The sequence below is a fragment of the Mycobacterium sp. TH-M82 genome, from assembly GCF_057473605.1.
Window position 1 is genome coordinate 1 of sequence record NZ_JBYCKY010000472.1, and the last position, 20,672, is coordinate 20,672.

Here is a 20,672-nt window from a genome sequence, read left to right on the forward strand (position 1 = left end):
GCACTGTTACGACATCCCGGCCTGCTGGGCGATACGGTCGACCTGGATGTCGATCGACGGTATCGACCAGCTCAGCGAGAAGTTCGAGAACCTGACCGCGACTATGGACCGGCTCGACGCGATCCAGCCGCAGCTGGTGTCGCTGCTGCCGCCCCAGATCGCCAGTCAGATGGTCAATCTCGGGCTGGCGCTGTCGAATTACGCGACCAACTCCGGGATCAACGCCCAGCAGCGCGCGCTGACCGACAACGCGGCGGCGATGGGTCAGGCTTTCGACACCGCCAAGAACGACGACTCGTTCTACCTGCCCCCGGAAGCGTTCGACAACCCCGACTTCATCAGGGGTTTGAAGCTTTTCCTGTCGCCCGACGGCCACGCCGCACGGATGATCATCACCCACGAAGGCGATCCCGCAACGCCCGAGGGTATCTCGCATATCGTCCCGATCATGCAGGCAGCACACGAGGCCGTGAAGGGCACCCCCTCCGACGGCGCCAAGTTTTACCTTGCCGGCACCGCGGCCACCTACAAAGACATTCAAGACATGGCCAGATACGACCTGCTGATCGTCGGGATCGCCGCGCTGAGCCTGATCCTGCTCATCATGATGGTGATCACCCGCAGCCTGGTGGCCGCGATCGTGATCGTCGGCACGGTGGGCCTGTCGCTGGGCACGTCGTTCGGGCTGTCGGTGCTGGTCTGGCAGGACATCTTCGGCGTCCAGCTGTACTGGATCGTGCTGGCACTGGCCGTCATCCTGCTCTTGGCGGTGGGATCGGACTACAACCTGCTGCTGATCTCCCGGTTCCGAGAGGAGGTCGGCGCCGGGCTGAACACCGGCATCATCAGGGCGATGGCCGGGTCCGGCTCGGTGGTCACCGCCGCCGGCCTGGTGTTCGCCGCCACCATGTCGGCGTTCATCTTCAGCGACCTGCGGATCCTCGGCCAGATCGGGACCACCATCGGGCTCGGGCTGCTGTTCGACACGCTGATCGTGCGTTCGTTCATGACGCCGTCGATCGCCGCTCTGCTCGGGCGCTGGTTCTGGTGGCCGCAGCACGTGCGCCCCCGCCCGGCCAGTCAGATGCTGCGGCCCTACGGGTCACGCCGCGCGGTTCGTCAGTTGTTGGATTCCGGCGAATAGCGGACGGCTGCGGCTTCGTAGGGGCCGGTGTGACCGAAGGCTCGCTCGCCGCCGCGTACTGCGGAAACGTTAACGCTCAAATTAGCGGCGACGTATCCTGTTCCCAGCAGCACGGCTTGGGAGGCGAGTCGGGTGGACGCGAAGGCCGGGTCGGCGTGGCCGATAGTGGCCCGCGGCGACGAGGTGCAGCGGGCGTTGGCGGCGCTTGAGCCCGATGCGGCATTTCGGGGCGTCGCGTTGGTCGGTGATAGCGGGATGGGCAAATCGACACTGGCCCGCGCTCTTGCCGACTCGCTGGCGGCAGACGGACAAACGGTGCGCTTTGTGGTGGGCACCGAAACCGGGCGCGAAGTACCGCTGGGGGCGTTCTCCCGGTCGGTCACCGTCGACGCGCACGAACCGGCCGCGATGCTGGCCGCCGCACATCGCACTCTGGAAACGGAAGACAAGCTGGTGCTCGTCGTCGACGACGCTCAGTTGCTCGATGCATTGTCGGTCACGCTTCTACACGAACTTGCCGCCGAGGGTAGTGCCCGGTTGATCGTGACGATCCGCTCGGGTGAGCCGGTGCTCGATGCGGTGACGGCACTGCTGAAAGAGCGGCTGTTGCTGACTGAGCACGTCGACGCCTTCACCCGCGAGCAGACCGCAGAACTCGTCCGCCGGGTGCTCGACGACACCGTCGGACCCGGACTGATCGACCGGTTGCACCACCGCTGCGGGGGGAGTCCGCTGTTGCTGCGCGGGCTGTTGAGGGCAGGCCGGGAAAACGGTGTCCTGGTCCACACCGAAGAGGGCTGGGAACTGCGAGGTCCGCTGCACGTGGACCGGGAACTGGTCGACCTGCTGGAGTTTCGGCTGCGCTCGCTTACGCCAGACGAGTTGGAAGCGATGGAGGTCTTGGCCGTCGCGGAGCTGCTGGACTGGGAGATCCTTCGTGAACTCTGCGATCCGGATGCGGTTTCACGCCTGGAGCGCCGCGGTCTGATTCAGTTGCTCGCCGACGGATCGGCGATGGTGGCGCAGTTGAACCACCCGGTATTCGGTGAGGTGGCGATCCGCCTTGCGGGGGTGGTGCGCACGCGGCAGGTCAATGGCATGCTGGCACAAGCCCTTCAGAAGCACCTGCGGGCCGCTGGGGGGCACATGAGGTTGACCGACGTGCGCGGCCAGATCCGGCTGGCTCAGTTCATGGTGCGCAGCGACTTAGAGCCCGACCTGGATCTGATCATCGCCGCGGCGGCGGGTGCGGCGAGCATGTCGAACTTTGGTTACGCCGAGGAGCTGGCCCGGTTCGCGTTCGACCGCGGTGGTGGTCTGCCGGCTGCCCTCGTGCTCGCCGAAGCACTGAGTTGGCAGGGACGTGGTGAGGATGCCGAGGCGGTGCTCGCCGATGTCGACCCCGGTGACGCCGACGCGATGTTGACCGTGCGGTGGGGCTGCTTACGAGCGTCGAACCTGTTCTGGGGTCGCGGTGACGTGGAGTCGGCCCGCCAGGTTCTGGCCGGGGTGAAGGATCGTGCCGATTCTGAGGCGCGCGCCGCTCTGGTCAAAGCCCTGGAGGTGGCGTTCGCATTCTTCTCCGGCGATCTGACAACGGCACTGCAGGAAGGGCCGGCGTTGTGCGCAGCGGATGTGTTGCCGATGGCGACGGTGTGGGCGGCGGTCCCGATGGCGCTGGCATCGGCCAACGCCGGGCGGTTCGACGATGTTCGGCGTTTCGCCGAGGCGGGATTGCGGGCGGCTGCGCTCACTGAATCGGGCCCGATCCGGTTCGGCATGGGTGTCGCCGAGGTCATGGCGCTCATGGTGGTCGGTGATTACCCGGAAGCCGACCGCGTGGTCGAACGCTATGGCGCGATGGCCGCGGGCGTGCCGGAGGCCGACGCCATGGTGGGTGTGCTGTCCGGCCTCGTGCGCGTTGCCCGCGGCGACCTGGCGTCCGCCTGCGCGGCGTTTCGCGACGCGGCGGCGGTATTGCCGCGTGGCGCTCCGGCGCCGTGGCCGATTCTGGTCACGGCCTGGTCGGCCCAGGCCGAAGGTGCGCGGGGAGATGCTGCGGCCGCCGCGGTCGCCCTGCAGCGTTGCGAACACGTCTACGGGCCGCAGTCCGCGGCGTTCCTGCCCGAACTCGAGCTTGCCCGAGCCTGGGAACGGGCGTCGGCCGGCCAGACGTCGGATGGTCGGGCCCATGCGGTGCGGGCCGCGCAGATCGCACGCCGATCCGGGATGTCGGCTGTCGAGATGCGGGCGCTGCACACCGCGGTGCGGTTCGGTGACCGGTCGTACGCCGCCCGCCTGGCCGAACTGGCCACCAGGTTGAACACGCCGTTGGCGCAGGCGGTCTCCGTGCATGCCCGGGGTCTGGCCAATCACGACGGTGACCAGTTGGACACCGCGGCCAACCGGTTCGCCGAGATCGGGGCACTGGCCCGGGCCGCCGACGCTGCGGCTCAGGCGGCGGCCGAGCACGCGCGCGATGGCCGCCACGGCAAGGAGTTGGCGTCGTCGACCCGCGCGCAATGGCTTGCCGGCAAAGGTGACGTGCGAACCCCCGCAGTCACCGCGGCGGCTCAGCCGTTGCCGATCACCGACCGCGAACGCGAGATCGCGATGCTGGCCGTGTCGGGCCTATCCAACCGGCAGATCGCCGACCGACTCGCGGTCTCGACGCGAACGGTGGAGGGGCACCTGTATCGCATCTTCGCCAAGCTCGGCATCGAACGCCGCGACCAGTTAATCCACCTGCTCGGGACGGCTGAATCCGAAGGGACCTAGTGACCTAGCGGGCTAGGCCGGCTGCTAGCGGTAGCTGCTTAGCGCGGCGCCGCCCGTCGGCACGAAAAATGGGGTAACCGCCTACTCTAGGAGATCCTGGCCTTCGCGGGCGATGCTCGATGGGTTCCGGTAACTGCCCAGAGAGAGACCAGCGTTCGATCCGATGTTGTTCATCCTCATCACCGTCACATTGGCCGCCATCCTGGCCAGCCTTTGGATTCGCCGCGACACGTGGCGATCTCGCTGGGAAGTGGACGCCAGCCTCAACGTCGCGCTGCACGGCCTTGGCGTACTGCTCATGTCGCCGTGGGTCTCGACCGCCCTCGGGCCACCGCTGTACCGCATCTCCGGGTTGTGGAACGTGCAGCACCTGCTCGGCCACCTCTGCCTGATCGTCGCGGCGACGGCGATCATCCGCCACGGGTTGGTCCGCCTCGCCGGTGAGCCCCTGGTCGGCCGGCTCTTCCGCCGACAGGTGCTGCGCCCGTTGCAGGTCGGCGTGCCACTGCTCGTAGCGCTGTTGATCGCCGCTGACGAGGGTCATCACCGCGACCTGCTCCCGGCGCATGTCCACACCGGTTGGCTCGGTGCTTATTGGTTGCTGCTGGGCGGTCTGCTCATCTATCTGCTCAGCTACGCGGGCAGGGTGCTGTTGATCGTGCGCGAGGATCCCCGTTCCAGGGCGACTGTCGATCTGTACCTCATTGCGGTGGCATTCGGGGTCGCAGCCAGCGTCATCCAGGTCGCCGCGGCGTGGGCCGGCATCGATGTCGCTCTGCCCGTCTGGTCGTGCGCATGCCCCGGTGCGATCGGTTTCGCCTACGCATCCGCTCGATCCTGGCAAGCCAAAATCGACTGGTTCGTCGCCGACCGCCACCCGCCCATGCCGGAGCAACCGAATTCCTGACCGCCGCGCCGAGGTGGGTTGATTCACATATAGTGGACTTCACTCATCAATTTCAGCATCATTGGTTGGGACCATGCCAGCGGCGGCGCCGCCACGGAGCTTCGCCGCCGGTGCCATTAACGATGACGACGAAGAGGAGCTTGCGTGGCCACCTTCACATCCGGCATGATCCTCGGCGACATCGTCACCGCCAACCCGTCGACGGCCCGGGTTCTGAGCCGATTCGGTATCGACTTCTGCTGCCACGGACAGCGTCGGGTCGCCGACGCGTGTGCGGAGTCCGACGTCAACGTCGACGAGCTGATGACCGCGCTCAACGCCTCGGAGCAGGGAACACGCGCCGGCTGGGCTGGACTCGACGACGTCGCCCTGATCGCGCACATCGTCAGCACCCACCACCGGTATCTGTGGGATGAGTTCCCCCGGCTGGCGGAGCTGGTGGACAAGGTGGCGCGGGTGCACGGCCCGAACCACACCGAGCTGGCTCGGGTCCGAGAGGTGTTCCACCGGCTGCGGGCCGGGATGGAGCCGCACCTGCGCACCGAGGAGATGGTGCTGTTCCCCGAGATCAGCATCCACAGTGGCAGGCCGGCGCGTCCGCTCTCCGCCGAGGTGCGAGAGAAGCTGGCTGAGAACCTGGAAGAGCACGACCGGTCCGGCCACATGCTCGCCGAACTGCGGGAGCTCACCAGCGGCTACGCCGTCCCACCCGACGCCTGCGCCAGCTACGTCGCGATGCTGACCGGGCTCGAGGAGCTCGAGAAGGACATCCACCTGCATGTGCACAAGGAGAACAACGTGCTGTTCCCGCGGGTGCTCGCCTCGGCCTGAGACGCCCGCAGCTCAGCTTTCGCCGCGCAGGTGCTCACCGAAGAAGGCGAACACCCGCGCCCAGGCGTCGGCGGTGGCCGACGCGTTGTAGCCGAAACCGACAACCCGGATCAGCGGCTGTCCGGGAAGCTTGTTGGCGAAGCTGTGCCCGGCGTGCGGGTACACCTTGATGTCGTGCGGGATGTTCTTGTCTTCCACGACCCGGCGTAGCCGGGTGGCGGCGCCGCCGCCCAGCGGGTCGCGGCCACCGAAGCTGGCCACGATCGGACAGGCCCCGTCGAGTGTTTCGCTGAGGCGGCGCGGCAGCGGAACACCGTAGAACGGTGCGGACGCGGCAAAACCTTTGGGCGCCATGATCAGTGCGAATCCACCGCCCATGCAGAACCCCGCGATGCCGATCGCGCCGGAGCATTCCGGCATCGACTGCAGGTAGTCGCGCGCGGCCAGGATGTCGTCCAGGGCGCGGCCGCGCTGGGTCAGCAGCTCGCGCATGACTCTGGTGATGCAGCGCGCCCGCCCACCGCGGGCGAACAGGTTCGGGGTGAAGGCGAGGTACCCCGCGTCGGCGATGTGATCGTTGATCGACTCCTTGTCCGCGGCGTAACCGATCGCATCGTGGATCACCACGACCCCCGGCCACGGACCGCTGCCGTCCGGAATGCTCAGCAGCGCGTCGATGGCACCGGCGGGGGCATCGAAGGAGACGGTAGCCACGACATCAACGTAGTACCCGATGCGTGCCGCCGGAACCGGCAGATCCCTTAGTTTTGCAGCGTGAATGCCGCAGCCGGGGCACCCACAACGTTGCTGCTGGGCGGGCGGGTGCACAGCCCGACCCGCCGCGATGCCACCGCGATGACGGTTCGCGACGGTGTCGTGGCGTGGCTGGGCTGCGACGCCGGGATGTACGCGCTTCGCCTGGGCGTCGACCGGGCCGGCCGGCTCAACCCGTTTGCGCTGTTAGCATCGGCAGGCGTGCCCCTGGCGTTCGGTTCCGATGCCCCGGTGACCGGGCTGGACCCGTGGACCACGGTGCCCGGGGCGGCCGCTTCCTATGCCGTCTGGGACGCCGGACAACTCAGGAACCATATGGTCAGCGCGGCCAGCGACGCGGTGCAACGCTGGTCGACCGACCCGCGGTCGCGGGTGCCGCCGTTACCGCGGCTGGATCGGCCCGACCGGCTGCCGCGCTGCCGGCAAACGGTACACCGGGGTGCGGTCATCCATGGGTAGCGGCGTGGCTGCCGCGGTAAAGCGGCAGTTGGCACGGTTGGGCGGCGCGGCAGCCGAGTGGCTGCCCGGACTGCGTGCGGCGGCAGTCGACCGAATTCCCCAACTCAGCGCCGTAGTGGCCGCCGGTCTGTTGCTGTGCGCCAGCTTCCCGCCACTGAACTGGTGGTGGGCCGCAGTGGTCGCATTCGCGCTGCTCGCCTGGGTGCTGACCCGCCCCGTTACCACTGCGGTCGGCGGCTTCGGGTACGGATTCCTGTGCGGGTTGGCGTTCTACCTGCTGCTGCTGCCGTGGATCAGCGGGTTGGTCGGCGCGCTGCCCTGGTTGGTGCTCACCGTGGTGTGCGCACTGTTTCCGGCGGCGTTCGGTCTGCTGGCCGTACTGGTGCGAGGCCTGGGAGGTTGGCCGGTCTGGTTTGCGGCGCTGTGGGCGGCCCAGGAGTGGGCGAAGTCGACCTTCCCGTTCGGCGGGTTCCCCTGGGGAGTAGTGGGATTCGGTCAGGCCGAAGGGCCGCTGCTGCCGTTGGTCGCACTCGGCGGGGTGCCGCTGCTGTCGGCGGCGGTCGCGCTGCTGGGCTTTTCCGCCACGGCGATCGGCATCCAGATTGTGTTGTGGCTGAAGCGCGATCGGCCGGCTGGATCCGACAGTGCCGACGGCGCCGGCCGGCCGCCGGCCGTGCTGCTGCCGGGCGTCTGCATCTGCCTGGTGCTGTTGGCCACCGTCGTGGTCTGGCCGGGAGTTCGGCGCTCCGGCATGGGCTCAGCAGGATCGGGCAACGAACCGGTTATCACCGTGGCGGCGGTGCAGGGCAATGTGCCCCGCCTCGGGTTGGAGTTCAACGCACAGCGTCGAGAGGTGCTCGACTACCACGTACGCGAGACCCTGCAGCTGGCCGACGACGTGTACGCCGGGCTTGCCCGGCAACCCCAGTTCGTCATCTGGCCGGAGAACTCCGCAGACATCGATCCGCTGGTCAACGCCGATGCCGCGCAACAAATCGCTGCGGCCGCGCAGGCGATCGGGGTACCGATCCTGGTGGGCACGGTGCGCGCCGGTCCGGGCTGGACCAGCGATAATCCGGTGTCGATGAACACGGTGCTGGTCTGGAATCCGGTGACCGGGCCGGGCGATCGCTACGACAAGCGGATCGTGCAGCCGTTCGGCGAGTACCTGCCGTGGCGGGGATTCTTTCGCCATCTGTCCGGCTATGCCGACCGCGCAGGTTATTTCGTGGCGGGCGACGGCAGTGCGGGCAGGCCGGTGGTGGACGCCGCCGGTGTTCCGGTCGGGGTTGCCACCTGCTGGGAAGTGATCTTCGACCGCGCACCGCGAGCATCGGTCCTGGGCGGGGCGCAGCTGCTGGCGGTGCCCACCAACAACGCCACCTTCGATCAGGTGATGAGCGAACAGCAGCTGGCCTTCGCCAAGGTGCGTGCCGTGGAACACGACCGATACGTTGTCATCGCCGGCACCAGCGGGATCAGTGCGACGATCGTGCCGGACGGCCGCGAACTGGCGCGCACCAAGTTCTTCGAGCCCGCCTACCTGGATACCCCGGTGCGGCTCAAAACCACGCTGACTCCGGCCACCCGATGGGGTCCACTACTGCAATGGCTGCTGGTCGGTGCGGGTGTTGGAGGCGTCGTCGCCGCGATACTGCACAATGGGTGGTTCATGCGCCGCCGTCGGCCTCGACCGGTGGACGCCGCGAACCATTCAGGGCCCAGCGACGGGGGAGGAGCTCAGTGATGAGAAGGAGCGGCGGCGATGAATAGCCCTGAACCGCCCAGCCGGCACACCCTGGTCGTCATACCGACCTTCAACGAGCGGGAGAACCTGCCGCTGGTACTTGATCGGCTGCACCGGGCCCGGCCCGACGCGCAGGTGTTGGTCGTCGACGACAACAGCCCGGATGGCACCGGAGCACTCGCCGACGAACTGGCATCGGCTCATCCCGACCGGATATCTGTGATGCACCGGACCGCCAAAGCGGGCTTGGGCGCCGCCTATCTGGCCGGTTTCGCCTGGGGGCTGAGCCGGCACTACGGTGTGCTGGTCGAGATGGACGCCGATGGCAGCCACGCACCCGAGCAGCTACATCGGCTGCTCGACACCGTCGACGGCGGTGCTGACCTCGCGATCGGCTCGCGCTACGTGGACGGCGGAGCGGTACGCAACTGGCCGTGGCATCGCCGCGCGCTGTCCAAGACCGCCAACACCTACGCACGACTGTGCCTCGGGATCGGCATCCACGACGTCACCGCCGGCTACCGCGCCTACCGGCGCGAGGTGCTGGAGAAGATCGACTTGGCGGCGGTGGACTCCAAGGGGTACTCGTTTCAAGTCGACCTGACCTGGCGCACCCTGAACAGTGGGTTCACCGTCGTGGAAGTGCCGATCACGTTCACCGAACGCGAGTTCGGAGTGTCCAAGATGAGCGGATCCACAATCGGGGAAGGCTTGGTAAGGGTGGCGCGATGGGGCACGGCCAGTTGGGCCGGGCGGCTCAGCCGTGCCCGACGGATGCGACGTTGACTTCAGCCCCGGCGGCGTGACCTGATCAGGTCGAGACGCTCCTTGAGCAACTCGTCGAGCTCTTCCACCGAACGACGCTCCAACAGCATGTCCCAATGCGTGCGCGGTGGTTTGCCCTTCCTCGGCTCGGGCAGGTCACCCTCGATGAGGGTGCCCTCCATCCCGTTGCGGCACATCCAGGTGCCCGGGATCTCCGCATCGTCGGCGAACGGCACGTCGAATTCCTCGCCGTTCTCGGTGCGGTACCGCGCAACCTGTCGTGGTGCCAGGTCGTGGTCACGGTCGGTTTCGTAGCTGACGGCCCCCAGCCGACTACCCCGCAAAACACGATCAGCCATCGGGCCCCTCCTTCACATCCTTCATATCCTTGGACACAACATCTCTCGCGGCTAACAACGCAACGGCAAGTTGGCTAGTTCCCGCGGCTCCCGTAACACCCGTTCGGTCTGCCGCGACCGTTGATAATACCGGGATCATCGGCTACCCCGGACCAAATTCGTCAGCCGTGCCCCGTCGTGTCCGACCGCAGCCGTGCCGCTGGTGCGGTCGTGACGTGGCCGACACCGGAACCGGGCGTCGCCGGCGATACTGCGCCAATCCTGTCGACAGCGCGCCTATGAACAGCGGGCCATGATCACCGCAGGCCGGGCGAGCGCAGCGGCTCCCGACGCGGTGGTGCTGGCGCTCACGTCGACCCCCAGGCAGCAGCCGCCCACCCGGCGGTCAGTCCAAGGGCCACGGTATGCCGTATCGCCGGCCTATCCGTCGGCTGATGCAGGGAAGACGAGAACGGGGCAGGACGCGTGTTGGACACAGTATCGGCTGACGGAGCCCAGCACCATTCCCTCGAATTCGCCGCGTCCTCGGCTGCCTACCACAAGCAAGTCGGCTGATCGCGATGCTTCGACAAGCACCCTCTCCGGCCGGCCCTTCACCACACGGAGAGTCACGGGTACCGATGGGCGTTCGCCAAGTACATCGGTAACTGTTTTTTCGAGCGTCTTACGCGCATCCGCGGCCGCATCGTCATCGGAATAGTCGAAGTAATACCCGTACGAGGATGGGGGTTGCCAACCGATCACGGCATGCACTTCACCAGCACTGTATTGGGCCTGTTTGGCTGCCCATTGCAGCGCCTGCCCGCTCGCCGCGGATCCATCTATCCCAACCACGATAACCGGTTGAGTTTCGGCCATTGTTAACCTCCTTGTTCGGTGAAATTTGTTCAGTGATATTTCTGTTGCCAACTTGCTCTTCGGTCAGCGTACGGAGATCCGCCACAGGACCCGCCGCAGAGGTGTCGTCGCGGTGGTCGGATTTCCTCAATGTGCGGGTGACGTCGATATCGTCGATGCTACTACCGCACCGGACAAGCCCTTTCACCGACCGCGCGATATGCAACTCCCTTTTCGGCTCGGCTGCGGAATGTGGTTGTCTCCAACTAAGATCGAGCGGCACCCGCCGAGCCGGGAAGGGGCAAGGAAATGAAGTCACCGGCCTACGCTGTCGTCATTGCCGGTGCCGTGGCGGCCGTTACCGTTCCGGCCGCTCAGGCTTCCCCGCCGCCGGGTTTCGACGACCCGCACATCCCGAACATGATGATGGGGAACTGTCCCGGCGGCAAAGGTGGGCTCGGGAGTATTTCCTACTGCGATGGGGAACGTTACGCCGACGGCAGCTATTGGCACCAGTTATTGATGATGCAGGGGTGGCTCGGGCCCACGGTCACGATGAACTGTGTGGTGGACAACGGGTCACCGATACCGCCAGCCGCACCTGCCGGTGCGTGTGGCGGCAGCTGGGACGGAAAGGTCAATACGGGGTTGCCCGAACCGGGCCCAGCACCCCCACCGGACCAGGCCCCACCACCGCCACCCGGACCGGACCAGGCCCCACCACCACCCCCGGGATCCGCTGTGCCGCCGAGTGGATAGTGATCAAGTCATGGGCCGCTCGAGCGGCACCACCGGTGGGTAAACGGTCATGGTCATCAGCAGCTGAACAACGCGCCGACCCCCTCCGGCGGCGGCACCGGATGCAGACAACCGAACGGTACGACGCCGGTGCGGCCCAACCGTGCCGCCGACCGATGGGCGTAGTTCACACAGAAAAGGTCGGTCCGCTCGGTGCGGCAGCGGTAGTCGCCGAAGGACAGGGCGGCGCCGCTGGGCAACTGCGGGCCGTCGCCGTAGCGAAACGGACCCGGATCGCCGTGCGCGGACCCGACCTGCAGGGTGGCGCCGTCGAAGTCGACCCAATTGCCTTTCCATTCCCCGTAGACCTCCTCGGGACGGGGCGGGGGATCGGTCAGGTCGACCAGGCAGGCCAGCACACCGCCGGTGTGGGCGGAATCGGTCATGCAGGTGATGGCGCCGGAGCGGCTCTCCGGGGCTGGCGGGACAGTGAAGGCGACGTCGTCGCCGAGATCAGTGGTTTCACCAGCGTTTGTCGCGCTGTGATAGCGAGCGACGTCGGCAGGCTGGCCGGCTTGGATCCAGCCGATCACGTCGGCGATGGGCGCACCGGCCTGTGGCGCGGTCAGCGGGGCCACCGACGCACCGGGCGGCTGCGATGACTCCGACGCGGTGGTCTGGGCCTGCTCCGGCTGGCCGACGGTGCCATGGGAACATCCGGCGAGCAGCAACGACACGGCGATCAGCACGGTGGTGCGCATGCCGTTAGGCTAACCGCCGCCCGGGTTCGCTAGGTTCGCCTCATGCATAAACACCCGGTGCAGGTCGACATCGCCACCGGCACTGTCGAAGGTTTCGCCCGCGGCGGGGTGCGCAGGTGGCGATCTATCCCCTACGCCCGCCCGCCGGTCGGGCCGCTGCGGTTCCGGGCGCCGCAGCCGGTGCAGCCCTGGCCGGGTGTGCGGCATTGTCACGGGTTCACCAACTGCGCGCCGCAGCAGCGCCGCTACACCATGCTCGCTCCCGGCAAATACCAGCCGATCAGCGAAGACTGCCTGACCCTCAACGTGGTCGTTCCGGAGGCGGCCGGGCCGGACCCGCTGCCGGTGATGGTGTTCATCCACGGCGGCGGATACATCCTGGGCAGCTCGGCCACCCCGCTCTACGATGGCGCCGCACTGGCGCGACGCGGATGCGTCTACGTCTCGGTCAACTACCGGCTCGGCGCGCTGGGCTGCCTGGACCTGTCGTCGCTGTCGGCTCCCGGCGTCACCCTGCAGAGCAACCTGTACCTGCGCGACCTGGTACTGGCGTTGCGCTGGGTGCACGACAACATTGCGGTGTTCGGCGGCGACCCCGCCAACGTCACCGTCTTCGGCGAAAGCGCCGGCGCGCACATCGTCGCCACCCTGTTGGCGGTGCCCGCGGCCGAGGGCCTGTTCGCCCGCGCGATCGCGGAAAGCCCCGCGTCGGGCATGGTGCGCTCGCCCGACCAGGCCGCGGAGTTCGCCGGCCGCTTCGCCGGGTTGCTCGGGGTGCGCCCCGCAGACGCCGCCCGCGTGCTGTTGCGGGCGTCCGCGGGTGAATTGCTGGCGGCACAGAACCGCCTGGTCGATCAGGGGATGCGCAACATGGTGGGGGCGTTTCCGCTCGGCCCGGTCTTCGGCGACGACGTCCTGCCCCTCGATCCGGTCGAAGCGATGCGGCGCGGGACGGCCCACCGTCTGCCGCTGATCGTGGGCAGCAACGCCGAGGAAGGCCGGCTGTTCACCCGGTTCCTGCGGTTGCTGCCGACCACCGAGCCGATGATCGAGGCGCTGCTGGCCAACACCGATGCGGCCACCCGCGATCGCATCACCGGCGCCTACCCCGACTACCCGGATCCGGCCGCCTGCGTGCGGTTCGGCGGTGACTTCGCCTTCAACTCGGCGGTCTGGCAGATCGCCGAAGCGCACGGCGCCCATGCGCCGACCTATGTGTACCGCTACGACTTCGCGCCGCGGACACTGCGCTGGTCCGGGCTGGGCGCCACCCATGCCACTGAGCTGTTGGCGGTGTTCGACGTCTACCGCGGCCGGTTCGGCACTCTGCTCACCGCCGGCGTGGATCGCCAGGCGGCGCTGCGCGTCAGCGACCAGGTGCAGCGACGCTGGCGGTCGTTCAGCCGTGTCGGCGTGCCCGGCGACGACTGGCCGGCCTACACCGACGCCGACCGCGCCGTCATGGTCTTCGACCGGCGGTGCCGCGTCGACTTCGACCCGCACCCGCAACGGCGGATGGCGTGGCGCGGCTTCTCGCTGAGCCGGTAGCGCTGTGCGGCCGATTGTGGTGATGGGCGTATCGGGCGCCGGCAAGTCGACGGTCGGTGCGGCCCTCGCGCAGCGCCTCGGCGTGCCGTTCGCCGATGCCGACACCTATCACCCCAACACCAACATCGCCAAGATGACCGCCGGCGAGCCGCTCGATGACGCCGATCGGTATCCGTGGCTGGAACGGGTCGGCGAATGGCTGGCCCGACACGGTGGCGGTGGTGTGATCGCTTGTTCGGCGCTCAAGCACCGCTACCGGGACCAGCTGCGCCGGCACTGCCCTGATGTTGCGTTCCTGCACCTGACCGGCTCGCCGGAGCTCATCGCCGGCCGCCAAGCCCACCGGACGGGTCATTTCATGCCGTCGTCGCTGCTGCAGTCCCAGTTAGACACCCTGGAGCCGCTGGCGCCCGACGAGAACGGCGTGGCTATCGACGTCGGTGCGGGCGTCGACGCAATCGTCGACAGCTATCTGGCCGATCGGGTCAGGCCCTGACCACCTGGGTTCCGCCGGCCAGCTCGTCGTGCTTGCCCTGCTTGGTCGGGCTGGTGCTGATGGTCACCGCTATCACGACGTAGGCCGCGAACGCGAGCAGGCCGCCCAGGTAGGGCACCACCGCCAGCAGCGTGAACGCATTGCGGATGGCCGACTGCGCAACATCGGGCTTCGGCGCCCCGCCGGGCCCGCGCACCATGAGCCCGAACAGCCGCTTACCCGGACTGGAGCCCCCGGTGACCTCGAACAACACGAAATATCCGAACGTCAGCACGCCGGAGAACAGGCCGGTCACCAGGAACGGGTAGTTGTCGTCGAACACGAACAGCGACAGCACGAACGCCACGATGTTCACCAGGACACCGTCGACCAATCGCGCCAGGAAACGCCTGCCCACCCCGCCGGGCCGCTGCCCCGGGATGGGCGGGCCCGGTTGACCGTACCCGGATACGTTGGCGTCGAAGTCAGCGGTCGACATGTGCGCCAATGTACCGTCGTGTTCGACCGTTCGCCGCGTCATCGGCAGACCCCGCATGCTCGGCACACCCGGCATACGGTGGTCGGTATGCGCGCCCTGATCATCGTCGATGTGCAGAACGACTTCTGTGCGGGCGGGTCGCTGGCCGTCGCCGGTGGGACCGAGGTGGCCCGTGCGATCACCCGCTACCTGGGCGCCGGGCACGACTATGGCCACGTCGTGGCGACTCAGGACTTTCACGTCGCCCCGGGCGGGCATTTCTCCGACGACCCGGATTTCGTGACGTCCTGGCCGCCGCACTGCGTTGCCGGAAGCGCCGGCGCGCAGTTGCATCCCGACCTGGATGCCGGCCGGATCGAGGCGGTCTTTCGCAAGGGCGCCTACGACGCGGGCTTAAGCGGCTTCGAGGGCGTCGACGCCACCGGCACCACGCTGGCCGACTGGCTGCGCCGGCACGGTGTCGACGCGGTCGACGTGGTCGGCATCGCCACCGACTACTGTGTGCGCAGCACCGCCGAAGACGCGGCCCGGGCCGGTTTCACCACCCGGGTGCTGTCGAGCCTGACTGCGGGGGTGGCCGCGGAGTCGACCGCTACCGCCCTGGCGGCGATGCGCGCCGCCGGCATCACGGTAATCGAGGCCGCTTGATCGCCGCCGTACGGCCGCTGTGCTTAAGCGCTGCGCTTAAGCTCGGGCCGTGACAAATTTTCGGATCGCGCAGGCTGCCGAGCTGCTCGGCGTCAGTGACGACACCGTTCGCCGGTGGATCGACTCCGGCCGGCTGTCGGCGACGACCGGCAGTGGGCCGCGCATGGTCGACGGCGCAACATTGGCACGGTTCGCCCAGGAGCGCGCCACCGCCGAGCCGCTGTCGCGAAGCCCGGTGGTCGGGCAGTCCGCCCGCAACCGTCTGGTCGGGCTGGTGACCAACGTGCTGCGCGACACCGTGATGGCCCAGGTCGACATCCAGGCCGGGCCGTTCCGGCTGGTGTCGCTGGTCAGCCGCGAAGCCGTCGACGAGCTGCACCTGGCCCCGGGCAGCCTGGTGGTCGCCTCGGTCAAAGCCACCAACGTCGTCGTCGAGCTGCCCAGACCGTCGGGCCCGGCCGGCCCCACCGACCCCGCCCCCGGGTTCGGGTAGCCGGTGTTATGGGGCGGTGTCACCAGGCGGCGACAGCTACCATCGCGCCCAGCGTGAAACTGTTGCGAGCTTTGGCCAGATTTCTCGCAACAGTTTCACGCTCGGCGCGAACGGCGAAAGAGGAACGGCCGTGACAGACCAGGAAACGCCGGGGTTGCCCGCCGTGGTAGCGCGCGGCATCTCGATGACCGGGCCATGGGGTCCGGTCGTCGGCCCCGTCGACCTGGAGATCGACGCCGGCGGGGTCACCGTCCTGACCTGCCCACCCGGGTCGGGCCGGACCGCGCTGCTGATGTGCCTGACGGGCCGAATGGCGCCCACGTCGGGGTCGGTGACGGTGTTCGGGCACAGCCGGGCCCGCGACATCTTCGGGGTGTCCACGCTGGCCGGCATCGAGCAACTCGACTCGGTGTCCGAGTCGGTGACCGTGCGGGACCTGATCACCGAGCAGCTGCGCTGGGACGCGCCCTGGTACCGGCTGATCCGCCGCGCCGGCGCGCCCGAACGCGATCGGCTGTGCCGGCCGGTCTTCGGCGAGCTGCCGCTGCCGCGGATCACCGAATACGTCGACGGGCTCAGCGAACTCGACGGGCTGCTGCTGCGCATCGCGCTGGCCAACACCGCCGCCCGGCCGTTGCTGGTCGTCGGCGGTATCGACCAGGTGGCCAGCGACCGCAACCGCGAAGCCCTGGTGCGCCGCCTGGTTGACCTGGGGGAGCGGCAGACCGTGATCACCGCCAGCGTCAACGAGCTACCGGACGGGCTGGGTATTCGCGCGCAGATCCCCGTCGCAGACCTGGAACATGCCGAGCTCACCGGGCAGCCGCAAGGCCAGAAAGGGGGCGATTGACCATGCTCGCCGGAATGTCGCTGGGCACCGACCTCAAGCGGTACTCCCGCGGCACCATGCCGCGGGTGGCCCTGATCACGATCATCGTGCTGCCGCTGCTCTACGGCGCGATGTATCTGTGGGCGTTCTGGAATCCGTTCGCCGCGGTCGACAGAATTCCGGTCGCGCTGGTCAACGAGGACCGCGGTGCGACCGTCGAGGGCCGGCAGTTGCACGCCGGTGACCAGGTGGCCGAGGCGCTGGTGAGCTCCGGTCAGCTGGATCTGCACCGCATGCCGGCAAGCCAAGCGGCCAAAGGGGTCTCCGATGGCAGCTATTACTTCTCGATCACGCTGCCGGCGGATTTCAGTGCCGCGGTGGTTTCGCCCGCGGGTCCGCACCCACGCAAGGCGGCGATCCAATTCCGGTTCAACGACGCCAACAACTACCTGGCGTCCGTCATGGGCCAGAACGCCGCCCGGGAGGTGCTCAACCAGGTCAGTGCCAAGGTCGGCGAGCAGGTCATCGGCACCGCACTGACGCAGGTCACCGTTGCCGTCGAGAAGGCGGCCATCGGCGCCGGGCAGCTGTCAGCCGGATCTCAAATTCTTGCGGCGAACCTGGCGACCGCACGCGATGGCTCAGCCACACTCGCCGCCGGCGCTCGCCAGCTGTCCGCCGGGATCGCGCAGGCCACCGACCCGCTGCTGAAGATGATGGATGACCTGAGCGGACCAGCCGCGTCGGGCTTCGACCCGAACGAGGCCGGTGCCGTCGCGACCCGGCTGAGCGGCAACGTCAAGAACGTGACCGACCGGCTTGCGGCGCTCAACATCGACTACCGGGCGGCCGCCGGTGTCATCAATCAGGTCATGGACGGCTTGCGCGCCAACCCCGATCCCGCCGTGCGGGGACTCGGTGAGTCACTGGCCGGCGCGCAACGCCTGCTCAACGCCGAAGGGATGGACCCGGCCACCGACGACGGACTGGCGCAGCTGCGCAACAACGCTCGGCAGCTGGAAGTCGACCTGGCCGATCCCAACAGCCGGTTACGGACGTTCATCACGCACACGCTCGACGGCGGGCTGAGGTCCGATCTGGTCGCGTTGCGCACCGGCGCCTCCGACCTCGACGCGGGTGCGCACAAGCTCAACGGCGGGCTGGTGGAGTTGGCAAACGGGGGCGACAAGCTCAAAGACGGGGCGCAGCAGCTGGCAACCGGGCTGGGCGAGGCCTCCGACCGGGTGTCGACGCTCACCGATCAGCAACGCGTCGACGTCGCGCACATCCTGGCGAGCCCGGTCGGCGTCGGTATGGATTTCACCCATCACGCCGCGACGTTCGGGACCGGATTCGCTCCGTTCTTCCTGCCGCTCGCGCTGTTCATCGGTGCGTTGATCATCTGGATGCTGTTGACTCCGTTGCAGACTCGCGCCATCGTCAACGGGCTCGGCGCGTTGCGGGTGGTGCTGGCCTCCTACTGGCCGGCGCTGTTGCTCGGGGTGAGCCAGGTGGTGCTGATGTACGCGGTGGTCCACTTCGGTGTCGGCTTAGATGCCCCAGATGCCCGGTATGCGGCGGGCATGGTCGGGTTCCTGACCCTGATCGCGGCCGCGTTCGTGGCGCTGATTCAGGCGTTCAACGCAGTGCTGGGGGTCGCGGTCGGCCGGGTGGTCACGTTGGCGTTCTTGATGTTTCAGCTGGTGTCGTCCGGCGGTGTCTATCCGGTGGAAACCACGGCGAAGCCGTTCCAGATCCTGCATCCCTACGATCCGATGACCTATGCGGTCGATGGCCTGCGCCAGTTGACGGTCGGCGGCATCGACACCAGGATGTGGACTTCGGTGGGCGTCCTGCTCGGGATACTCGCCGCTTCGCTGGCGGCGAGCGCGTGGGCGGCCCGGCGCGATCGCCAGTTCACCCTGGACCGCCTGTATCCGCCGATCGACGTGTGACGTGCTGCGGCGACGGACGTTGCTGCGCGGCGCCGGTGCGCTCGGCGCGGCCGCCCTGGCGCCCTGGCCGGCCGGGTGTACCCCGGGTGAGGACAACGATGATGGGGCCCTGACCTTCTTCTTCGCCGCCAATCCAGAGGAGCGGGACGCCCGGATGGGCATCATCGAGGCGTTCGAGCGCGAACACCCGGACATCAGGGTCCGCACGGTGCTGTCGGGGGGCGACCCGATGCAGCAGATGTCGACGTTCTGCGCCGGCGGCAAGTGTCCCGACGTGCTGATGGCGTGGGAGCTGACCTACGCCGTGTTGGCCGACCGGGGCGTGCTGGCCGATCTGGGCACCCTGCTGGCCCGCGACCGGGAGTTCGCCGCGCAGCTGACGGCCGACAGCATCGACGCGCTGTATCGGACCTTCACCTTCGACGGCACCCAGTACGCCCTACCGGAGCAGTGGTCCGGAACCTTCTTGTTCTACAACAAGAAACTCTTCGCCGACGCCGGCGTGCCGCCGCCGCCGGCACGCTGGGAACAGCCGTGGAGCTTCCGCGAGTTCCTCGACACCGCCGCGGCGCTCACCCGGCGCAACAAGGCCGGCCGAGTCACCCAGTGGGGCTTCGTCGACACCTGGGCGCCGTCGTACTCCGCCGGGTTGTTCGGCATGAACAACGGCATCGGGTGGTCCACCCCACGGATGAACCCGACGCACCTCAACTTCGGTGACGACACGTTCGTCGACGGTGTCCAGTTCTACGCCGACCTCGCCAACGTGCACCGGGTGGCCCCGATTGCGTCGGACACCCAGTCGATGTCCACGATGAACCTGTTCGCACTGGGCAAGGCGGCGATGGCGCTGGGCGGGCATTGGCGTTTCCAGACCTTCGCCCGGGCCGACGGTTTGGATTTCGACGTCACGGTGTTGCCGACCGGCCCGGAAGAACTCCGCAATGGTGGTGCCGCCCGCTCCGATATCGGCACCACGGGGCTGGCCATCGCGGCCAGCAGCCGCCGCAAGGAGCAGGCTTGGGAGTTCGTGAAGTTCGCGGCCGGCCGGTCCGGGCAGGCGTTGATCGGACAGTCGGGGCTGTTCGTGCCGGTGCTGACGTCCGCGGTCGACTCGCCCGGCTTCGCCGCCGCGCATCCCGGGGTCGATAATCTGGCGGTGCTGACCGAAGGGCCCGCCCATTCGGAGGGCTTGCCGATCACCCCGTCCTGGCAGAAAGTCAACGCGTTGATGGACCGCGCTTTCGGGCCCGTGCTGCGCGGACACCGGCCCGCCAGTTCGCTCAAGACCACGTTGTCGGGCGAGGTCGACGAAGTACTGGCCAACCCGTGACCTCCACCCGGCGGCGCGCGCGGGCGGGGCGGTTGTTCGTCGTGCCGAATCTGGCCGCGGTCGCGGTGTTCATGGTGTTCCCGCTGGCGTTCTCGTTGTACATGAGCGTTCAGCGCTGGGATCTGTTCACGCCGCCGAAGTTCGTCGGCTGGGCGAACTTTCGTGATCTTTTCACCACCGACCCGCTGTTTGGCATCGCGGTGCGTAACACGGCGGTTTTCACCCTCGGCACGCTGATTCCGACCGTGGTGATCAGCTTGGCGGTGGCCGGGGCGCTCAATCTGAAACTCAAGGGCATCGGTGTGTTCCGGACCATCGCCTTCCTTCCGCTGGCGGTGTCGGCGGTGGTGATGGCGGTGGTGTGGCAGTTCGTGTTCAACACCGACAACGGACTGCTCAACATCATGCTCGGCTGGGTCGGCATTCCCCCGGTGCCGTGGCTGATCGAACCGCACTGGGCGATGGTCTCGCTGTGTTTGGTCAGCGTGTGGCAGAGCGTGCCGTTCGCCACCGTGATCCTGCTGGCCGCCATGCAGGGCGTGCCGGACACCCTGCACGAGGCGGCCCGCATCGACGGCGCCGGCCAGATCCGTCGGTTCGTCTGGATCACCGTGCCGATGATCCGCGGCGCGCTGTCATTTGTGGTGGTGATCTCGGTCATCAAGGCATTCCAGGCGTTCGACCTGGTCTACGTCCTCACCGGCAGCAACGGCGGACCGGAGACCGGCACCTACGTGCTGGGCATCATGGTTTTCCAGCAGGCCTTCGCCTTCCTGGACTTCGGCTACGCAT

General features: G+C 67.9%; 20 protein-coding genes and 1 pseudogene. 16 read left to right on the forward strand and 5 right to left on the reverse strand.

What is annotated here, in order from left to right:
• The 4 genes from AC2VON_RS14445 to ric form a co-directional block, all read left to right on the forward strand.
• Positions 1–1,144: MMPL family transporter (locus tag AC2VON_RS14445; protein WP_486953558.1), on the forward strand; the 1,144-nt coding region annotated here is incomplete at its 5' end.
• A 132-nt stretch (positions 1,145–1,276) separates the two neighbouring features.
• Complete coding sequence (locus AC2VON_RS14450; protein WP_486953559.1) at positions 1,277–3,922, forward strand: helix-turn-helix transcriptional regulator; 2,646 nt, start codon at positions 1,277–1,279, stop codon at positions 3,920–3,922.
• 163 nt (positions 3,923–4,085) lie between these two features.
• On the forward strand, positions 4,086–4,829 hold the full coding sequence (locus AC2VON_RS14455) for a hypothetical protein (protein WP_486953560.1): 744 nt from the start codon (positions 4,086–4,088) through the stop codon (positions 4,827–4,829).
• Between the two features lie 144 nt (positions 4,830–4,973).
• On the forward strand, positions 4,974–5,660 hold the full coding sequence (ric, locus tag AC2VON_RS14460; RefSeq protein ID WP_486953561.1) for an iron-sulfur cluster repair di-iron protein: 687 nt from the start codon (positions 4,974–4,976) through the stop codon (positions 5,658–5,660).
• Positions 5,661–5,672: 12 nt separating this feature from the next.
• Here the strand turns inward: ric and AC2VON_RS14465 are convergent, their stop codons facing one another.
• Positions 5,673–6,374 (reverse strand): dienelactone hydrolase family protein, encoded by a 702-nt coding sequence (locus AC2VON_RS14465; protein ID WP_486953562.1) that lies wholly within the window; start codon positions 6,372–6,374, stop codon positions 5,673–5,675.
• A gap of 75 nt (positions 6,375–6,449) precedes the next feature.
• On the opposite strand from AC2VON_RS14465, the pseudogene AC2VON_RS14470 reads away from it, so the two are divergent.
• The 3 genes and pseudogenes from AC2VON_RS14470 to AC2VON_RS14480 form a co-directional block, all read left to right on the forward strand.
• A pseudogene (locus AC2VON_RS14470) lies at positions 6,450–6,893 on the forward strand (amidohydrolase family protein); the annotation flags it as partial.
• Positions 6,886–8,640 (forward strand): apolipoprotein N-acyltransferase, encoded by a 1,755-nt coding sequence (lnt, locus tag AC2VON_RS14475; RefSeq protein WP_486953563.1) that lies wholly within the window; start codon positions 6,886–6,888, stop codon positions 8,638–8,640. The pseudogene AC2VON_RS14470 and the gene lnt, both read left to right, overlap by 8 nt.
• A gap of 18 nt (positions 8,641–8,658) precedes the next feature.
• Positions 8,659–9,426 (forward strand): polyprenol monophosphomannose synthase, encoded by a 768-nt coding sequence (locus tag AC2VON_RS14480; protein ID WP_486953564.1) that lies wholly within the window; start codon positions 8,659–8,661, stop codon positions 9,424–9,426.
• Between the two features lie 2 nt (positions 9,427–9,428).
• Here AC2VON_RS14480 and AC2VON_RS14485 read toward each other — a convergent pair whose 3' ends face one another.
• Positions 9,429–9,764, reverse strand: coding sequence for an RNA polymerase-binding protein RbpA (locus AC2VON_RS14485; protein WP_486953565.1), 336 nt, complete (start codon positions 9,762–9,764; stop codon positions 9,429–9,431).
• Positions 9,765–10,184: 420 nt separating this feature from the next.
• Complete coding sequence (locus AC2VON_RS14490; RefSeq protein ID WP_486953566.1) at positions 10,185–10,622, reverse strand: universal stress protein; 438 nt, start codon at positions 10,620–10,622, stop codon at positions 10,185–10,187.
• A 288-nt stretch (positions 10,623–10,910) separates the two neighbouring features.
• On the opposite strand from AC2VON_RS14490, the gene AC2VON_RS14495 reads away from it, so the two are divergent.
• Positions 10,911–11,360, forward strand: a complete 450-nt coding sequence (locus tag AC2VON_RS14495) for a hypothetical protein (protein ID WP_486953567.1) — start codon at positions 10,911–10,913, stop codon at positions 11,358–11,360.
• A 56-nt stretch (positions 11,361–11,416) separates the two neighbouring features.
• On the opposite strand, the gene AC2VON_RS14500 is transcribed toward AC2VON_RS14495, so the two are convergent.
• Complete coding sequence (locus AC2VON_RS14500) at positions 11,417–12,100, reverse strand: hypothetical protein (protein ID WP_486953568.1); 684 nt, start codon at positions 12,098–12,100, stop codon at positions 11,417–11,419.
• A gap of 42 nt (positions 12,101–12,142) precedes the next feature.
• On the opposite strand from AC2VON_RS14500, the gene AC2VON_RS14505 reads away from it, so the two are divergent.
• Together AC2VON_RS14505 and AC2VON_RS14510 are read left to right on the forward strand one after the other, a co-directional pair.
• On the forward strand, positions 12,143–13,648 hold the full coding sequence (locus tag AC2VON_RS14505) for a carboxylesterase/lipase family protein (RefSeq protein WP_486953569.1): 1,506 nt from the start codon (positions 12,143–12,145) through the stop codon (positions 13,646–13,648).
• 22 nt (positions 13,649–13,670) lie between these two features.
• The gene (locus tag AC2VON_RS14510; RefSeq protein ID WP_486953576.1) at positions 13,671–14,144 is read left to right on the forward strand and encodes a gluconokinase; all 474 of its coding nucleotides are present in this window, start codon (positions 13,671–13,673) and stop codon (positions 14,142–14,144) included.
• On the opposite strand, the gene AC2VON_RS14515 is transcribed toward AC2VON_RS14510, so the two are convergent.
• Positions 14,134–14,622 (reverse strand): RDD family protein, encoded by a 489-nt coding sequence (locus AC2VON_RS14515; RefSeq protein ID WP_486953570.1) that lies wholly within the window; start codon positions 14,620–14,622, stop codon positions 14,134–14,136. The two genes, AC2VON_RS14510 and AC2VON_RS14515, sit on opposite strands and share 11 nt — an antisense overlap.
• An 87-nt stretch (positions 14,623–14,709) precedes the next feature.
• On the opposite strand from AC2VON_RS14515, the gene AC2VON_RS14520 reads away from it, so the two are divergent.
• From AC2VON_RS14520 to AC2VON_RS14545, 6 genes are all read left to right on the forward strand, one after another.
• On the forward strand, positions 14,710–15,270 hold the full coding sequence (locus AC2VON_RS14520; RefSeq protein WP_486953571.1) for an isochorismatase family protein: 561 nt from the start codon (positions 14,710–14,712) through the stop codon (positions 15,268–15,270).
• 49 nt (positions 15,271–15,319) lie between these two features.
• Positions 15,320–15,763: a TOBE domain-containing protein gene (locus AC2VON_RS14525; RefSeq protein ID WP_486953572.1), complete on the forward strand. Its 444-nt coding sequence runs from the start codon at positions 15,320–15,322 to the stop codon at positions 15,761–15,763.
• A gap of 184 nt (positions 15,764–15,947) precedes the next feature.
• On the forward strand, positions 15,948–16,613 hold the full coding sequence (locus tag AC2VON_RS14530; protein WP_486953577.1) for an ATP-binding cassette domain-containing protein: 666 nt from the start codon (positions 15,948–15,950) through the stop codon (positions 16,611–16,613).
• A gap of 2 nt (positions 16,614–16,615) precedes the next feature.
• On the forward strand, positions 16,616–18,547 hold the full coding sequence (locus AC2VON_RS14535; RefSeq protein ID WP_486953573.1) for a YhgE/Pip family protein: 1,932 nt from the start codon (positions 16,616–16,618) through the stop codon (positions 18,545–18,547).
• A gap of 1 nt (position 18,548) precedes the next feature.
• Complete coding sequence (locus AC2VON_RS14540) at positions 18,549–19,880, forward strand: ABC transporter substrate-binding protein (protein ID WP_486953574.1); 1,332 nt, start codon at positions 18,549–18,551, stop codon at positions 19,878–19,880.
• Positions 19,877–20,672: carbohydrate ABC transporter permease (locus AC2VON_RS14545; protein ID WP_486953575.1), on the forward strand; the 796-nt coding region annotated here is incomplete at its 3' end. The genes AC2VON_RS14540 and AC2VON_RS14545, both read left to right, overlap by 4 nt.

Excerpts from the sequence above, each read along its gene's own strand:
- AC2VON_RS14495 (WP_486953567.1), top strand. The coding sequence starts at position 10,911 with ATGAAGTCACCGGCCTACGCTGTCGTCATTGCCGGTGCCGTGGCGGCC.
- AC2VON_RS14535 (WP_486953573.1), top strand. The coding sequence starts at position 16,616 with ATGCTCGCCGGAATGTCGCTGGGCACCGACCTCAAGCGGTACTCCCGC.
- AC2VON_RS14455 (WP_486953560.1), top strand. The coding sequence starts at position 4,086 with ATGTTGTTCATCCTCATCACCGTCACATTGGCCGCCATCCTGGCCAGC.
- AC2VON_RS14485 (WP_486953565.1), bottom strand. The coding sequence starts at position 9,764 with ATGGCTGATCGTGTTTTGCGGGGTAGTCGGCTGGGGGCCGTCAGCTAC.
- AC2VON_RS14500 (WP_486953568.1), bottom strand. The coding sequence starts at position 12,100 with ATGCGCACCACCGTGCTGATCGCCGTGTCGTTGCTGCTCGCCGGATGT.
- AC2VON_RS14530 (WP_486953577.1), top strand. The coding sequence starts at position 15,948 with ATGACCGGGCCATGGGGTCCGGTCGTCGGCCCCGTCGACCTGGAGATC.
- AC2VON_RS14510 (WP_486953576.1), top strand. The coding sequence starts at position 13,671 with ATGGGCGTATCGGGCGCCGGCAAGTCGACGGTCGGTGCGGCCCTCGCG.
- AC2VON_RS14520 (WP_486953571.1), top strand. The coding sequence starts at position 14,710 with ATGCGCGCCCTGATCATCGTCGATGTGCAGAACGACTTCTGTGCGGGC.
- AC2VON_RS14480 (WP_486953564.1), top strand. The coding sequence starts at position 8,659 with ATGAATAGCCCTGAACCGCCCAGCCGGCACACCCTGGTCGTCATACCG.
- AC2VON_RS14505 (WP_486953569.1), top strand. The coding sequence starts at position 12,143 with ATGCATAAACACCCGGTGCAGGTCGACATCGCCACCGGCACTGTCGAA.
- AC2VON_RS14490 (WP_486953566.1), bottom strand. The coding sequence starts at position 10,622 with ATGGCCGAAACTCAACCGGTTATCGTGGTTGGGATAGATGGATCCGCG.
- AC2VON_RS14515 (WP_486953570.1), bottom strand. The coding sequence starts at position 14,622 with ATGTCGACCGCTGACTTCGACGCCAACGTATCCGGGTACGGTCAACCG.
- lnt (WP_486953563.1), top strand. The coding sequence starts at position 6,886 with ATGGGTAGCGGCGTGGCTGCCGCGGTAAAGCGGCAGTTGGCACGGTTG.